This is a genomic window from Cohnella zeiphila, from assembly GCF_014212055.1.
Lineage (GTDB): Bacteria > Bacillota > Bacilli > Paenibacillales > Paenibacillaceae > Cohnella > Cohnella zeiphila.
In genome coordinates this window covers 122,064-136,105 of the sequence record NZ_JACJVO010000016.1, presented here as the reverse complement: position 1 = coordinate 136,105, position 14,042 = coordinate 122,064, and the positions used below count along the sequence as shown (strand labels likewise).

The 14,042-nt window shown below is 60.6% G+C and carries 14 protein-coding genes; 9 read left to right on the top strand and 5 right to left on the bottom strand.

Features of this window, described 5'->3' with window-relative positions; translation table 11 throughout:
• The first annotated feature begins 69 nt into the window (after window positions 1-69).
• The 4 genes from H7C18_RS13745 (at window position 70) to H7C18_RS13730 (ending at window position 5,617) form a co-directional block, all read left to right on the top strand.
• Complete coding sequence (locus H7C18_RS13745) at window positions 70-1,233, top strand: PP2C family protein-serine/threonine phosphatase (RefSeq protein WP_185129646.1); 1,164 nt, start codon at window positions 70-72, stop codon at window positions 1,231-1,233.
• Window positions 1,230-4,160, top strand: a complete 2,931-nt coding sequence (locus tag H7C18_RS13740; RefSeq protein WP_185129645.1) for an ATP-binding protein — start codon at window positions 1,230-1,232, stop codon at window positions 4,158-4,160. Before H7C18_RS13745 ends, H7C18_RS13740 begins: the two co-directional genes overlap by 4 nt.
• Window positions 4,157-5,008: a CheR family methyltransferase gene (locus tag H7C18_RS13735; RefSeq protein ID WP_185129644.1), complete on the top strand. Its 852-nt coding sequence runs from the start codon at window positions 4,157-4,159 to the stop codon at window positions 5,006-5,008. Before H7C18_RS13740 ends, H7C18_RS13735 begins: the two co-directional genes overlap by 4 nt.
• 114 nt (window positions 5,009-5,122) lie before the next feature.
• A complete protein-coding gene (locus H7C18_RS13730) occupies window positions 5,123-5,617 on the top strand; it encodes a hypothetical protein (protein ID WP_185129643.1) in 495 nt (164 codons plus the stop codon).
• A gap of 611 nt (window positions 5,618-6,228) precedes the next feature.
• Here the strand turns inward: H7C18_RS13730 and H7C18_RS13725 are convergent.
• Both H7C18_RS13725 and H7C18_RS13720 read right to left on the bottom strand, forming a co-directional pair.
• Complete coding sequence (locus H7C18_RS13725) at window positions 6,229-7,458, bottom strand: NAD(P)/FAD-dependent oxidoreductase (RefSeq protein WP_238357676.1); 1,230 nt, start codon at window positions 7,456-7,458, stop codon at window positions 6,229-6,231.
• 158 nt (window positions 7,459-7,616) lie between these two features.
• On the bottom strand, window positions 7,617-7,775 hold the full coding sequence (locus H7C18_RS13720) for a hypothetical protein (protein WP_185129642.1): 159 nt from the start codon (window positions 7,773-7,775) through the stop codon (window positions 7,617-7,619).
• A gap of 169 nt (window positions 7,776-7,944) precedes the next feature.
• Here H7C18_RS13720 and H7C18_RS13715 point away from each other — a divergent pair, with 169 nt between their 5' ends.
• The 4 genes from H7C18_RS13715 (at window position 7,945) to H7C18_RS13700 (ending at window position 10,044) form a co-directional block, all read left to right on the top strand.
• Window positions 7,945-8,301 (top strand): STAS domain-containing protein, encoded by a 357-nt coding sequence (locus H7C18_RS13715; protein ID WP_185129641.1) that lies wholly within the window; start codon window positions 7,945-7,947, stop codon window positions 8,299-8,301.
• Window positions 8,302-8,324: 23 nt separating this feature from the next.
• On the top strand, window positions 8,325-8,768 hold the full coding sequence (gene rsbW, locus H7C18_RS13710) for an anti-sigma B factor RsbW (protein WP_185129640.1): 444 nt from the start codon (window positions 8,325-8,327) through the stop codon (window positions 8,766-8,768).
• Window positions 8,765-9,544, top strand: a complete 780-nt coding sequence (locus H7C18_RS13705) for a sigma-70 family RNA polymerase sigma factor (RefSeq protein WP_185129639.1) — start codon at window positions 8,765-8,767, stop codon at window positions 9,542-9,544. Before rsbW ends, H7C18_RS13705 begins: the two co-directional genes overlap by 4 nt.
• Window positions 9,545-9,696: 152 nt before the next feature.
• Window positions 9,697-10,044, top strand: coding sequence for a hypothetical protein (locus H7C18_RS13700; RefSeq protein WP_185129638.1), 348 nt, complete (start codon window positions 9,697-9,699; stop codon window positions 10,042-10,044).
• 1,078 nt (window positions 10,045-11,122) lie between these two features.
• On the opposite strand, the gene H7C18_RS13695 is transcribed toward H7C18_RS13700, so the two are convergent.
• The 3 genes from H7C18_RS13695 to H7C18_RS13685 all read right to left on the bottom strand — a co-directional run bounded on the left by H7C18_RS13695 (window position 11,123) and on the right by H7C18_RS13685 (window position 12,064).
• Window positions 11,123-11,383: a hypothetical protein gene (locus tag H7C18_RS13695; RefSeq protein WP_185129637.1), complete on the bottom strand. Its 261-nt coding sequence runs from the start codon at window positions 11,381-11,383 to the stop codon at window positions 11,123-11,125.
• Between the two features lie 84 nt (window positions 11,384-11,467).
• Window positions 11,468-11,764, bottom strand: coding sequence for a YtxH domain-containing protein (locus H7C18_RS13690; RefSeq protein ID WP_238357675.1), 297 nt, complete (start codon window positions 11,762-11,764; stop codon window positions 11,468-11,470).
• A gap of 42 nt (window positions 11,765-11,806) precedes the next feature.
• On the bottom strand, window positions 11,807-12,064 hold the full coding sequence (locus H7C18_RS13685) for a GlsB/YeaQ/YmgE family stress response membrane protein (protein ID WP_185129635.1): 258 nt from the start codon (window positions 12,062-12,064) through the stop codon (window positions 11,807-11,809).
• 179 nt (window positions 12,065-12,243) lie between these two features.
• On the opposite strand from H7C18_RS13685, the gene H7C18_RS13680 reads away from it, so the two are divergent.
• Entirely contained in the window at window positions 12,244-14,037 is a 1,794-nt protein-coding gene (locus H7C18_RS13680) for a phospholipid carrier-dependent glycosyltransferase (RefSeq protein ID WP_185129634.1), read from the top strand.
• Window positions 14,038-14,042: the final 5 nt, after the last annotated feature.

The window sequence follows — 14,042 nt, the reverse complement described above, 5'->3', positions numbered from 1 at the left end:
CGAAGCTTTACAGGGCGGTGACGCTGCGATACGCTGACTATACATGGGAGCAGAGGAGACTTTGAACCGATGAATATTTTAATCGTTGACGATAATCCGATGAACGTTATGGTCGTACAGGAGATGCTGAGGCGCTCCGGGTACGAGGAAGTGACCGCCGCCCTGTCCGCCGAAGAGATGTTCCGCATCCTTCGTTCGGAGGGCGCGGCCGCGAAGAAAGCCCCTTGCCCGTCGGTCGATTTGATCCTGCTGGACCTGATGATGCCGAACATGGACGGAATCCAGGCTTGCCGAGTGCTGCAGCAGGACGAGAAGCTGAAGGATATCCCGGTCATCATGGTGACGGCGATCGGGGATTCGCGCAAGCTGGCGGAGGCGTTGGACGCGGGAGCGACCGATTACGTGACGAAGCCGATCAACAAGATCGAACTGCTCGCGCGGATTCGATCCGCTCTTCGGTTGAAGCGCGAATTGGACTGGCACCGCGAGCGGGATTTGCGGGTACGGGAAGAGCTGGAGCTCGCCCGCCAGGTTCAGGAAGCGGTGCTGCCGAACGACATGGACGAAGAACGGTTTCGTCTGCGCGCCTTCTTCCGCGCTTCGGAGAAGCTTGCCGGGGATCTGTACGCTTGGCACGCGTTCGACCGGAACCGGTTGATCGTGGCCGTGATGGACGCGATGGGCCATGGCATCTCGTCGTCGCTGATCAGCATGTTCGCCGCTTCCGTGCTGAAGGAGGCGATGCGGACCCAGATTACCCCCCGGCGGGTAGCGGCGGAGATGAACCGCCGGCTTCTTCAACTGCAGTACGAGAACGAACTCGTTCAATATTATTGTACGGGCATTTGCGCTTGGATCGATCTGGAGCACGGCGTCATGGAATACGTCAATGCCGGACATCCTCCCGGCGTCATCCTGAGAGGAGACGGATCGGCGGACCGGACGCTGACGGTGACCGCGCCGCCGATCGGACTGTTCGAAGAGATGGACATCCGGACGGAGTCGCTGGAGATCCATCCCGGAGACGCGCTGCATCTTTATACGGACGGCTTGCTCGACCTTTTCCCCGGGGACATGGACGACAAACGGGAGGGCTTGACGAGGAGCATCGAGCGGTCGGGCGGCCGCGAGCAGGAGCTTCTCGAGCTGTTGGACCGGCCGTCGCTCGAGGGGAGGTCCGACGACCGCTGCCTCGTTCGGCTCGACGTCAAGCCAGGGGGGCCTGAAGCATGAAGATCAAGACGAGGCTGATGCTCGGCTTTATCATCCTTCTGGCGCTGATGGCCGGCATCACGACGTTCGGATACGACCGGCTGAGCCGCATGAACGACAGAATGAACCAATTTTACGGCGACCGCTTCGCCAAGGTTCTCGGGGTCATCGATCTGAGGGGGGCGGTCAATTCCGCGGGACGATCCGTCGAAGACGTGCTGAGCGCGTCAAAGGGCGAATCGGCCGACAAGGAGGACATGGATCGGCAGATCGATGAGATCAAGGAGAAGCTCAAGACTTTGTCCGCCATCCGGTTCGATCCCCAGGAGCAGCTGCTGCTGGACCAGGTCAGCCGGGACAGCGAGAGTTACGTCGGTTTTCTCGAACGGTTCAGCTCGCTGGCAGCGGAGGGAAAGAATCAGGAGGCTTCGGAGCTGAATAACGGCGCCGGCCGGACAAGCCAGGATAACATCGTCGGCTCGCTGGACGCCATGGTCACGTTCGAGCAGAAGATGATGGAGCAGGAAGTGGCGCAGACCCGCGAGATGTACGCCGGTTCGATCCGTTGGGTGGCGGTGCTGACCGTGATCGGTCTGTTCCTCGGTCTGGGCGTGATCCTGTGGGTATTCCCGAACATCACGAGCGGACTGAATCTGCTCACGCTGATGGCCCGCAAGTTCAGCCAGGGAAGGCTGAAAGGGTTCCGGCGGCTGGAGATCAAGGCGACCGACGAACTCGGGGAACTGGCGCGGGTTTTCCAGCAGATCGCCCTCGACTTGCAGGAGAAGAACGAACGGGAAGCGCAGTACAACCGGTCCAAGGAGCAGCGGGCATGGATCGATTCGCAGACGGCCCGGACGGCCGAACTGCTGAGGGACGTCTCGGATCTCAAAGCGGTGTCCCAATCGTTCATCGAGGGCTTCTCGCCCGTGCTGGGCGCGGCTTACGGAGCGCTATACTTGCTGGATAACGGCGGAAATTCGATGCCGGGCCGCCTATATCGTTACGGCACTTACGCCTATTCCGGTTCGGAGCGTACCGCGGGCGGGCAAGCGACGATCGAAATCGGGGAAGGGCTCGTCGGCCAATGCGCGCTGAACGGCGAGCCGATGACCGTGGAGCCTTTGCCGCCGGATTATATGCCGATTCGTTCCGGCCTCGGCGAGACGGAGCCGGTCCAGCTCTACCTGCAGCCCGTGAAAGCGGACGGCCGGACGATCGGCATCGTCGAGCTGGCCTATCTGGCGCCGATCGGAGAGCTGCAGCGCGAGCTGTTGGAGCGGATCAGCGAGAAGTTCGCCTACATCGTCATGAACATTCAATCGCGCTACCGGGTGGAGGAACTGCTGAGGGAATCGCAGTCGATGACCGAGGAGCTGCAGGCGCAATCCGAAGAGCTGATCACCCAGCAGGAAGAACTCCGGGAGACGAACGAGAAGCTGGAGCTTCACGCCGAGCGCCTGAAGCGTTCGGAAGAGCGGCTGCAGCGCCAGCAGGAGGAACTGGAGCATACGAACCAGGAGCTGACCGTCAAGACGCTGGCGCTGGAAGAGCAGAACCGCCAGTCGGAACGCAAAAACCACGAGATCGCCAGCGCCAATGCCGAGCTGGAGCGTCGGGCGATGCAGCTGTCTCTGGCGTCCCGATACAAATCGGAGTTTCTCGCCAACATGTCCCACGAGCTGAGGACGCCGCTCAACAGTCTGATTATTCTGTCGCAATTTCTCACGGACAACAGCGAAGGCAATTTGACCGACAAGCAATTGGAGTATGTCTCCACCATCCACTCGTCGGGCAACGATCTGCTGAAGATGATCGACGAGATTCTCGATCTCGCCAAAGTCGACGCCGGCAGGATGGATATCTACGCCGAGCAAATGCTCGTCGAGGATATTACGACCGATCTGGAGCACGTTTACCGTTCCATCGCGGAAAAAAAGGGCGTGGCGTTCGAACTCGACATCGATCCGGAAGCGCCCCGCATTCTGACGACGGACGGGCACCGGCTCAAGCAAATCTTGCGCAATTTGCTCTCGAACGCGGTCAAGTTCACCTCCGAAGGCTCGATCGCGCTCCGGGTCAAGCCGGGAACGGAAGAGACGGCATCGCCCGGCGGCGAAAAGAAGGGAGAGCCGCTGGTCGTCTTCGAAGTCGAAGACACGGGGATCGGCATCCCGAAGGACAAGCGGGAGATCGTCTTCGAGGCGTTTCGCCAGGCGGACGGCACGACGAGCCGGAAATTCGGCGGCACCGGCCTGGGCCTTACGATCAGCCGGGAGCTCGCGAGGCTGCTCGGGGGCCGGATCGAGCTGGACAGCGAGCCGGGCCGGGGCAGCCGGTTCTCCCTGCTGCTTCCGGTGCGCTGTCCGAAGACGGATTCCCTTCCGGACGACGGATCCCCGTTTGCGGGAGGTCCGCCCCCGTCGAGCTTCGGAGACGAGATCTCCGCCGCCGCGCAGGAACCTCCCGGGCTTGCGCCGCCTGAATCGCCGCTCCCCGTTGTCGAGCCTCAGGCGCCGCAGTCCGAACCGGAGAAGCGGTTCCCGTCCGCCAAGCCGCGGTCGGAATCGCCGCTGGCGGGGAAGACCATCTTGCTGGTCGACGACGATCCGCGCAACGTTTTCTCGCTGACCAGCCTGCTCAATCACTACCAGATCGAAGTGGTTCCGGCCGAGAACGGCAGAGAGGCGCTCGAACGTCTGGAAGACCATCCGGGGATCGACCTCGTGCTGATGGATATCATGATGCCGGAGATGGACGGATTCGAGGCGATGACGCTGATCCGGAGCAATCCGAAGTGGAGAAGCTTGCCGGTCATCGCGCTGACGGCCAAAGCGATGAAGGAAGACCGGGACAAGAGCATGCGGGCGGGGGCGTCGGATTACTTGGCCAAGCCCGTCATGGTCGATCAGTTGTTATCTTTGTTGAAAGTGTGGCTATCGCGATGAAGTTCGAGGACGGCGTCTGGCCGGAATACGACGAACAGCTGGAGAAGCTGGAGATTCGGCTTCTTCTCGAAGCGGTATTCAACCGTTACGGCCACGACTTCCGCAATTATTCTTATCCTTCGATGCGGAGAAGAATCTGGCATCGGGCGACGATGGAGCAGCTCGGCACGATCTCGATGCTCCAGCATCTCGTCCTTCACGACCGCGATGCGTTCGAGCGGCTGCTGGGCGATCTGGTCATTCCCGTGACCGAGCTTTTCCGGGACCCCGGCATGTTCCGTTTTTTTCGCGGAAAAGTCGCGCCCGAGCTGGCCAAGCTTCCTTTCGTCCGCATCTGGCACGCGGGCTGCGCCTCCGGGGAGGAAGCGTACTCCAGCGCGATCGTGATGGACGAGAAGGGGCTGCTGGACCATTCGCGCATTTACGCGACCGACATTAGCCGGCAGGCGCTCCAGCGGGCCCGGGAAGGCGTCGTTCCGCCGGACCGGATGGAAGCATACGAGCGGAACTATGAGGACTCCGGCGGCGCTCAGTCCATCGCCGCCTATTACGGGGAGGCAGGCGGCGTCTTCCGGCTGAAGCCGTCGATCGCGGACCGCATCGTCTTCGCCGAGCACAACCTGGTGACGGACCGTTCGTTTAACGAATTCCACGTCATTTTCTGCCGCAACGTCATGATTTACTTCAACTCGGATTTGCGGGACCGCGTTCATGCGCTGCTGTACGAGAGCCTGGCGGACGGGGGATTCCTTATTCTTGGCGGCAAGGAATCGGTGGCGTTCACCCGGCTCGCGGGCCGTTACGAGATCTGGAGCGACGAGCATCGCGTGTACCGCAAAGTCCGCTGACAGACTTGGGGGGTGCGGATCCTTCGCGGTTCAAACCGGCCGCTCAGGGGTATAGTGGATGATAAGGGGCGGGCTTGGCAGCGCCGCCCACTATCGCACCGAGGAGGCCTTGCTATGACACGGACAATCGGTATATTCGAACAGGAAGATCAAGTGCTGGAAGCGATCGATCGGCTTCGGGCGTCCGGCCTGGAAGAGGGACAGCTTCGGGTCATCGTCAAAAACGATGAGGACGCCCCGCTGCTCTCTGCGAAGGCGGAGGTGCCGATGGAGGAAGTGGCCGGGCTGCGGGAGACGGCCGAACGCTCGGAGCGCGACGGTGCGCTCAATGACGAGGCGGTGATCCTTCCCGCCGCGGCCTGGTACGGAACGAGCCAATCGTCGGGAACGACGGGAGGGACCGCGCCGATCGCCGCGTTCGGGTTGGCCTATGCGGATCCCGGGGAGGACTCCGAACGGCTCGTCGAGGAGATGGGCGTGCCGTCGCACTTCGCCGACGAGTGCTCGGAAGCGCTCGGGCAAGGAAAGTACCTGCTGATGGCGGAGTCCGAACATGGCGGTGAGGAATCCCCCATGCGCGACGCCGGCGCGAAGCGCGTGCTTCAATAAGGCAAAGCCGTTAAAAGCCGAACAGGCTGTTCCACCCTTGCGAGGCAGGGGCGGAACAGCCTGTTTCGTTGCGCGGCTTGCAGCATGCCGGGCGGGATCGCCGCTGCCAAGCGCTTGCTCCGCCCGGGCCGCTTACGGATGCTCTGCCCGAGCAAGGATCCGCTTGACTCCCGTGCGAGCGCCTCAACCAAGCGCTTGTTCCGCTTAGTTTCCCTCTGCGAGCGCCCCAATCAAATGCTTGTTCCGCTTAGCTCCCTCTGCGAATGTATTCCCCATCGAAAAACTGCAAAACTGCAGGAATTCGAACCGATGTCGACAATTTCCGGGGAAATACCTGCAAAAATACAGGCTTTTATTTCGGACTCCCTTGAAATGAGCCGATGAGCCGAATAAAGCCTGCACTTTTGCAGTTTTGCGAAGCACTGATCATAAGCAGAGGCCCAAAACCTGCATTTTTGCAGGCTTTGGGCCTGGCCGTGGGGAGAGAAAAGCGGGCTTGAGGGCCATTGGCCGAGAGCTAATGTGGGAGATTCAAGTTCCAAGATTCGGGTTCCAAGATTCGAGGACCAAGGACCGAGACCGCGGTTAGCGCATCTTTAGGACCGCTTTCTTCAAACAGAGTTTGCCGTTGCGGGAACAACGGGACGATCGGGCCGCACGATGGGGGCGATCGGGTTGTCCGCGCCGATCGCCAGATCCCGAATCAGCTGTGCCCCGATCATGCTGTAGACGGTCCCGTTGCCCCCGTAGCCGAGGCAGTAATATTGGCCGGGCCGCTCGGGATCTTCTCCCAGCCAGGGCAGGCCGTCGGCCGATTCCCCGAACGTGGCGCACCATTCGAACTCCAGCTCCGGATTCAGATTCGGGAACAGCTTCCGAATCTCCTCGAGCAGCCGGTCCGAGCGTTGCCTGACTTCGGAAGCTTTGCCGACCGGCTGCCGGATGTTCTCGTCCAATCCGCCGGCAATGATCCTTCCGTCCGCCGTCGTCCGGGCGTACAAGTACGGCCGGGCGGTTTCCCACAGCATGAACCGCTGATGCCACGAGGCCAGCGAGGGCAGCGGCTTCGTCACGATCGCGTACGACCGGTGAAGCTTCGCCCGCAGCCACCGCCCGCCGGCGGCTTCGGGCGTGTAGCCGACGGCGTAGACGATGCGCCCGGCGCGGATCTCGCCTTGACCGGCCCGGACGACGTAGCTTCCTTTCTTCCCCGAGACCGAGACCAGCGGCGTATGCTCGTATATCCGCAAGCCGGCCGCGACGGCGGCTTCGGCCAGCGACGTCACGAACCGGAACGGATTGATCTCCGCGTCTCCGTGGGTGACGATTCCTCCCTCTTTCCGGAATGGAAATGCGGAGGCGATATCGGAAGCGTCCCACCATTCGGTACCGAAGCCGTGGCTGTCCAGCATGTCGAATTCGCGGCGCAGGGCCGGCATATCCTTCTCCGAGCTGGCGAAGTACAAGCTGCTTCTTCGCTTGAGCCCGACGTCTCCGGGCAGCGTCTCCGCGAGCAAAACCAGATGCTCGATCGCATCCTTGCAAGCGCGATAGAAGCGAACGGCATCCGTCTCGCCGATCCGATCCGCCAGTTCCGACAGCATGATGTCGTTGGCGTACTGAATGAGGCCGGTATTGGCGGAAGTGCTTCCGGAAGCGACCGTCTCCCGTTCGATCAGGATGGTGTCGATGCCGCTTTTCGCCAGCGTATAAGCGCAGATGACGCCCGACATGCCTCCGCCCACGACCAGGACGGTACTCTCGTCGGTCCGGGACAAGGGGGGATGGGGGCGCAGGCGGGTCTCCGCCGTGTAAGGCCAGTACAGCGAACCGAATGACAAGCTCAGGGCGGGTTCCTCCTGTTCCGATAATTTCCGAATGCGGCAAAAGCCGACGGCAACCCCGTCCGAACGGACGGGGTTGTCGCGGTCTGATCCAAGTATGCGCCATTTTGCCGAAAAATTACCTTAAACGGCATTCCGGCGGCCGACCGAAGCCGTTAACGAATCATCGGAATGACATACTGCACGAGAAAGTACAAAATGCCGAATAACATAATTAAGTAAGCCGCGTACCGGATCAGCGCCGACCAGATTACGCCGGAATTCGATTTGCGTTCGATTTCGCGGCGTTCGATTTCCACTTGGGCTTGACGCATCGCACATCAGCTCCTCGCATGGTAAATTGGATATGAAGCTGTTGATTATCGTTTACCCGCCGGGCCGTTCGCCGAAACGATTCGCGGCCCGGCGCAGTTTGTTTCAGAACGGGACGAATCGGGTAAAACGGACGGGTAAGCCATTATGGGAAAGGGGTTTCGGGTGCACATGCAAACGGACAAATTGACTTTTCGAACGGAAAATCGAGACGGGGCGACCGTTGTCCATATTGCCGGCGAGCTGGATCTGGAAGTGGCTTCGCAGATGAGAACGGCGATGGAGCCGTTGATGCAGCAGAGCGACCGAAGGCTCGTGCTGAATCTGCGGGACTTGAAGTATATCGACAGCACCGGAATCGGGATTCTGATCGGCGTTCTCAAAGCCCGGCACGCGCGAAGCGCTCCTTTTGCCGTGGAGGAAGTGCCCGATTCGGTGCGCAAGCTGTTCGACATGACGGGCATCTCCCCGTTTCTGTCGGCCGCGGAGCAATCGGGAGAAACGACGAACCCCACCAACAACCAATAGGAAAGGAACGGGATCAACCTATCATGAAAAAAGAAGCGAACGTAACGTTGACGGTACCTGCGAAGCCCGAATACGTGGATTTGGTCCGCCTGACGTTATACGGGATCGCCGCCAAGATGAATTTTTCGTACGAGGAAATCGAGGATATGAAGGTCGCGGTGTCCGAAGCGTGCAATAACGCCGTTCTTCACGCTTACGGGGAAGAGGAGAGCGGCACCGTCGAGATTATATTCGCCGCGGCAGACGACGAGATGCTGCGGATCTCGGTGCGGGATCAGGGCGGAAGCTTCGAACCCGGGCCGCACCGGCATGCTTCGAGCTTGCACGGGAAGTCCATCGAGGAGATCCAGTCGGGCGGATTGGGCCTGTACCTGATGCAGGCTTTGATGGACAGCGTCGAAGTGAACACGGAACAAGGAACGACCGTGGTTCTTACCAAACGACGAATGACGGTCGAAAAAGTATGAGCGTAAAGACGGACCAAGCCGCCCGTCTGCCCGACGACGGCATGGAGATGCTGCTCGCTTACCAAAGGACTCTTTCCAAGGAACTGGCCGAGGAACTGGTGCGCTATTACGAGCCGCTCGTCCGAATGGCTGCCCGCAAAATCTCGCGCAGCAGGCCGGACCTGCAAGAGGATCTGTTCCAGGTCGGCCAGATGTCGCTCTTCCGCTTGCTCGGCCAGTTCGATCCGGAGCTCGGCATGCCTTTCGAGCCCTATGCGATGAAGAGCATCATCGGCCAGATGAAAAATTTTCTGCGCGACAAGTCCTGGTATATTCAAGTTCCGCGAAGGATCAAGGAGAAGGGCTTGACCGTGCAGCAGACGATCGACGAGCTGACCGTTCAGCTGGAGCGTTCGCCGAGCGTGGAAGAGATCGCGCAGCATCTCGAGATGGATCTGGAAGAGACGCTGGAGGTGCTGGCCGGCAGAGAACTGTACCATTACGTGTCGCTGGACACGCCGATCTCCGAGGAAGACAACACCGCGACGCTGGGGGAGCTGATCGGCTCGCAGGCGGACGATTACGAGGGCGTCGACCGAAGAATCGATCTGGAACAGGCGATGGAGCTGCTGAAGCCGGAGGAACGCACCGTGCTGAAGCTGCTTTACGTGGAAGGCTTCTCGCAGAGGAACGTCGCGGACCGCATGGGGGTCTCGCAGATGAGCGTGTCCCGCATCCAGCGAAGAGCCATCGATCAATTGAAGCGGCTGCTGTCCCGCCCGGAACGGGAGTCGTAGCCCATGGAAAAGGAAGAAACGTAAAGTCCGGCCGGCTGCCGTTCAGGCGAAGGCGGACTTTATTTATTTTCGGACGGGCTGTTTCAATCGGCTTCCTCGGGGTAATAATCGGTACGCATCAAATCCCAATGAGTCTAAGGACGGTGGAAAAGATGGGTATCCAATATGAACTCCGTTGCTTCGAGAGCGACATTGTCGTTCGCGAGAACCAGGGCGTCTATAAGCTGAGCATCTCCGTTCGCAGCAATCCGCTAGGTTCCGGCAATCAGCTAGCCGAGTACGAGTCGGAAGAGCGCGCCATCCAGGCGGCCCATCGTTTTTGCCAGTTGTACACGGTTGCACGGGAATACGGCTATCATTTGAACGGCGGAGAGCTGCAGAAGACGGACATGCCGCCGCTGCCGGTCGCCAATATTCTCGAGCTGAGGCTGTCGGAAGCGGAGCTCCGGGCGCTGTTGGATCAGGAAGCCCGCATCTACGACATGTACCTCTCGCTCTAGAGAATCCGTCGCCAAGATCTCCGTCGAAAAATCGGAAATAGAGAGCTTTCCAGGTCCGCCTCTTAGGAGGCGGATTTGTTCGTTTGGGAAAAGGGGCGCGTGCGGGAAGGGGAACTTGCGCCCGCTCTGAGTTCATGGCGTGCACATGCAGCCGCCCTGTGCCACTCGAAAGCGTCCCTAAGTTCATGAGGTACACTTGCAGCCGCACTGTGTCTCTCGAACGCGTCTCTAAGTTCATGAGGTACACATGCAGCCGCACTGTGTCTCTCGAACGCGTCCCTAAGTTCATGACGTACAAATGCAGCCGCACTGTGTCTCTCGAACGCGGCCCTAAGTTCATGACGTACACATGCAGCCGATTTGTGCCACTCGAACGCGGCCCTAAGTTCATTGCGTGCACATGCAGCCGCACTGTGTCACTCGAATGCGTCCCTAAGTTCATGGCGTGCACTTGCAGTCGCCCTGCTCCTCCGGAACGCGTCCCTAAGTTCATGAGGTACACTTGCAGCCGCCCTGTGCCACTCGAACGCGTCTCTAAGTTCATGGCGTGCATATGCAGCAGTCCTGCGCCTTCCGTACGAGTCCCTAAGTTCAATATAAGAACTTGCACGCGTTAGGAAGGGGGAATAAGGGAGCGTATGAAAAGCGTCGAGTAGGGCGCTGAGTCCGTGGCGGATAACGGAGAAACGAACGGAAAGAGCCGGTTGATGGGAAGGGTCCGGCCTCTGACGGAACGAATCCGCAAGGGGGACTTTACGGCAAAACGGCCGGCGTAACGGGCGAGCAGGCGGGCAGCAAAGAGAGTCGCACACGGCCGGCGCGGGTCGAGTAGGAGCAGCCAGAAGAAGCCGTAAGCGGCCGGCCCGGGCGAGCGGGGCAGCAAAAGAGAGAAGTCGCACACGGCCGGCCCGGGCGAGCGGGGCAGCAAAAGAGAGAAGTCGCACACGGCGGCCGGCGCGGGAGAGTAGGGCAGCAAGGAGAACCCGCACGCTTGGCCGGCATGGGCGAGCATGAATTCGCGCGAAGAAGCCCGCGCTTGGCGGCACAAGCGCGGCAGGGAATCGCGCCTGTGCGCGAATCATTCCTGCTGCGGGTCGGGCACGAGCCCTTCCCGGCGCAGCTCGGCGCCGGTTTTGATCCGTTCCATCTCATGCCCCAGACGCTGCAGATCGGCGAAATCCTGCACCATCGAGCCGTTCTCGGCATCCTGAACGGGGCGCGTGGGGAGCGGCCAGGACGGGCGTTCGTCCGATTCGGGAGAGTAGGGCCGAACCGCATGTTCGCCTCCTCCGTCCGACCGTTTGCCGGGTTCGTCCGCTTGCGGCGGTTTGTCCGTCATGCTCAGCACCCTCCTCTTGCGATTTCGCGCAAACAAGGCCAAGCCCCGATCTCTCGGGGCGGCCTTGCACGCCGGTCGCATGAATTAGTTTGGCGTTTGCGACGGGGCGCGGTTTTCGGCTTCGTCCTTGACCGCGCGAACGACGGATTGGGTTTTGTCGGCCACTTCCGAAGCTCTTTGCCCCACATGGCTGACGATCTCCTTCGTCTTCTCGGTCGCGTTAGTCACGAGCGTCTTCGCCTTGTCCGACGTCTGCCGATACTTATCGCGAATATCCTGCCGGAGCTCCCGTCCGGACTTCGGGGCCAGGAGCAGCGCGGCGGCCGCTCCGACGGCGCCCCCGACGAGGACGCCTTTGAGCATGCTTTTGGATTCTGCCATATCCATTACCTCCTTGCGGCGGGAATTCCGCCGGAATTGGGATTACGCCGACCTGCTCAATGCTTGGCCGAGCAAGCCGAGCAGGAAGACGAACAGAGCGGAGCCGATGATGGCCGGAACGACCGCGAAGCCCGCGATGACCGGTCCCCAAACGCCCAGGAGCAACGTTCCGAGCCAGGCGCCGGCGAATCCGGCGATCATCGATCCGAAGACGCCGCCGGGCATTCGGCTGCGAACGAGCGAATCCCCGATGAAGCCGATCAAGATGGCCATCAGCACGCTGACGACGATTCCCCACATCCGCTTCTCCTCCCTTCGGGAGCGATTAGGCCGCTGATGCTTTGGGATGTGCGGCTATTTTTTCTTTACCCCCGCTGCCCCCGGGTGAACCAGCCGGCGCTTGTCCCGACTGGGACTTTCCGCCAATCGCGCTTTCGACTACAATAGGGACAGACTGTTTGGAGAAGGCGAGGACGAAGATGGACTGGAGAACAGACGGTCGCTCGTACCCGTTCGGATGGGGGACGGGCGAATCGGACGAACGAAGAAGCCGACGCTGGACGAGAATCGACTGGCTTCTCGTCGCGATTTTGACATTGGTATCCGCACTGGCCTCATTTCACGATCTGGGAAATCGGTCCGCGCCGCAGACTTTCTGGAAGCCCGGCGTCTCGGGAGAAGGGTTCGTCGTCGACTTCGGCGAGCTTCGCCAGGTCGACCGGCTCAATCTGTACGAAGGACCCGGCGCGACCGGCAAAAGCAAGATCGAGTATTCTGCGGACGGCATAAACTGGCAAACCTATGAAGACGTGGAACATAAGACGAGCCGCGTGTTCACCTGGATGCTGCAGGACAAGACGGTGGAAGCCCGCTACATGAGGTATACCGTCGTCAGCACCGGGTTCCGGCTGTATGAAGCGGCGTTCTTCGACAAGAGCGCGCAGACGCCGATTCCAATCGCCTCCATTACGCCGCTCGATCTCAAAGGAAGCACTTCCGAAGGAGGCGGGGAGCAGGTATTCGACGAGCAATCCGAAGCGCCTTACCGGCCGGATTACCGGAACAGCATGTACTTCGACGAGATCTACCACGGCCGCACGGCATACGAATTCATCGAGGGCATGGAGCCCTACGAGAATACGCATCCGCCGCTCGGCAAGGACATTCTCGCCCTCGGCGTCAAGTGGTTCGGCATGACCCCGTACGGCTGGCGGTTCATGGCCGCCGTCTGCGGAACCGCAATGGTGCCCGTTTTCTACATGATGCTCAAGGGGATGTTCAGGCGGACGCGTTACGCGTTCGTCGGCACGCTTCTGCTGCTGTTCGAAGGCTTTCATCTCGTGCATTCGCGGATGGCCAACGTCGACATATTCGGCGTCACGTTTACGATCGTCATGTGGTACGCGATGTTCCGGTACGGAGAGGCGAGGTGGCGCGCCGGCGGCTTCGGGCGAGGCCTCGGCTGGCTGGCGCTGTCGGGCTTCTTCTTCGGCTGCGCGTCGGCAGTCAAGTGGAATTACCTGTACGGCGGCGCCGGACTGGCCATTCTGTTCTTCCTGGCGCTCGCGCGGCATATCCGCGAAGCGAAACGCGACGGAGAGAGCGGTCGCGCCCGGCGCGGCATTCTGACGCTGCTGGCGGCGCTGGTGCTGTTCGGGGCCATACCCGTCGCCATCTACGCGACGTCTTACATTCCGTTTCTCAAAGCGACCCAGGCGAACGACAGCTACAAGGATTTGTGGCAGTACCAGAAAAACATGTATGATTACCATAAAGGCGTAAAGGAAAAGCATCCGTATTCGTCCAAATGGTATACGTGGCCGTTCATGATCCGCCCGGTCTGGTATTACGGCGGCAAGGATCTGGCGCCGGGAGACGCGCAGAGCATCGCCGCGATCGGCAACCCGCTCATCTGGTGGGTCGGCTTGCTCGCCATGCTCGCTTCCTGGGTGATCGGGACGATCCGGCGCGACCGGATCGTGCTGACGGTCGCGGTCATGTACTTGTCGTTCTACGTTCCGTGGATGGTGGCGCCGCGAAGCATCACGTTCCTGTACCACTACTTCCCGATGGTTCCGCTTCTCATCCTGTCGATCGTCTGGATGCTGCGGTTCATCGAGGAGAGATGGCGATACGGCCGGGAATTCACCTGGCTCTTCGTCTTCGGGGCCGCCGTCCTTCTCGTCTGGTTCTATCCGGTGCTCACGGGCATGACGATCAGCCGGGAGTGGATGAACTTCGGCATCCGCTGGCTGCCGAGCTGGGGCTTCTGACGGGA

Coding starts and splice junctions, on each gene's coding strand:
- H7C18_RS13745 (WP_185129646.1), top strand. CDS start 70: ATGAATATTTTAATCGTTGACGATAATCCGATGAACGTTATGGTCGTA.
- H7C18_RS13740 (WP_185129645.1), top strand. CDS start 1,230: ATGAAGATCAAGACGAGGCTGATGCTCGGCTTTATCATCCTTCTGGCG.
- H7C18_RS13735 (WP_185129644.1), top strand. CDS start 4,157: ATGAAGTTCGAGGACGGCGTCTGGCCGGAATACGACGAACAGCTGGAG.
- H7C18_RS13730 (WP_185129643.1), top strand. CDS start 5,123: ATGACACGGACAATCGGTATATTCGAACAGGAAGATCAAGTGCTGGAA.
- H7C18_RS13720 (WP_185129642.1), bottom strand. CDS start 7,775: ATGCGTCAAGCCCAAGTGGAAATCGAACGCCGCGAAATCGAACGCAAA.
- H7C18_RS13715 (WP_185129641.1), top strand. CDS start 7,945: ATGCAAACGGACAAATTGACTTTTCGAACGGAAAATCGAGACGGGGCG.
- rsbW (WP_185129640.1), top strand. CDS start 8,325: ATGAAAAAAGAAGCGAACGTAACGTTGACGGTACCTGCGAAGCCCGAA.
- H7C18_RS13705 (WP_185129639.1), top strand. CDS start 8,765: ATGAGCGTAAAGACGGACCAAGCCGCCCGTCTGCCCGACGACGGCATG.
- H7C18_RS13700 (WP_185129638.1), top strand. CDS start 9,697: ATGGGTATCCAATATGAACTCCGTTGCTTCGAGAGCGACATTGTCGTT.
- H7C18_RS13695 (WP_185129637.1), bottom strand. CDS start 11,383: ATGACGGACAAACCGCCGCAAGCGGACGAACCCGGCAAACGGTCGGAC.
- H7C18_RS13690 (WP_238357675.1), bottom strand. CDS start 11,764: ATGGCAGAATCCAAAAGCATGCTCAAAGGCGTCCTCGTCGGGGGCGCC.
- H7C18_RS13685 (WP_185129635.1), bottom strand. CDS start 12,064: ATGTGGGGAATCGTCGTCAGCGTGCTGATGGCCATCTTGATCGGCTTC.
- H7C18_RS13680 (WP_185129634.1), top strand. CDS start 12,244: ATGGACTGGAGAACAGACGGTCGCTCGTACCCGTTCGGATGGGGGACG.